The following is a 746-nucleotide window of genomic DNA, read 5'->3' on the forward strand; positions in this document are numbered from 1 at the left end:
TGAGGCAACAGAAGGCATCACAGCACTTTTGGCTGATATGTCACATGAATCTATTGAATTGATTGATCGAGTTGATGCGATAGATATTGTCGCAATATTGAAGGCTTTTTTTGCTTTTTTTACGCAACGCCAATCCTCTCTGCCAGACAATTTGGAGCAGAGCTAGCCCTTTATTATCACTGGGCGCCTTCAGAAATTAACCAGATGGATTGGCTGGATGTGATTGCTTATCGAGAAGAACTCGCGCGCCTGAAAGCTCAAGAATATGAAAGCCATAAGTTAGGATAAGATGCGATCATGGATGTTTCTCTTGTTGTGCGTTTTGTCAATCATCTGCAAGAGGGGATAGCTTCTGCTAAGCGAGATCTTGCAGCCTTTAGTTCAGATGTTGCGCATTTCCAAAACAAGACAAGGCAACACTTTAAAAATTGGTTTGACCCTGAACATTTAAGCCAAGCTACAGCCAATGCGGAAAATGCTTTCAATCATGCACGCGGGCGTATGGTGGGTGCCATTGCGCAAACCGCAACCTTAATTGCACCGCTCTATAAAGCCATGCAATTTGACCAATCGATGAAGGGATTAGAAAAGGTTCTCGATGCCCCCCTTGATCGCTTAAAGGAATTGCGCCGTTTTGCGCTTGAAACTTCCACCAAGATTCCGCTAGCGGCTCGTGAAGTCTTAGAATTGATGACCAGTGCTAGCCAAGCAGGGATTGGTGAACAAGATTTAGAAGCTTTTAGCAT

At 44.2% G+C, this 746-nt stretch carries 1 protein-coding gene; it reads left to right on the forward strand.

The genetic code is table 11. From position 1 onward, the window contains the following. Nucleotides 1-297: 297 nt before the first annotated feature. On the forward strand, nt 298-746 hold a 449-nt coding region (locus tag ACFIO3_RS14595), incomplete at its 3' end, for a phage tail tape measure protein (protein WP_375704730.1).

The sequence above is a fragment of the Bartonella sp. AD328YNZD genome (assembly GCF_042196425.1).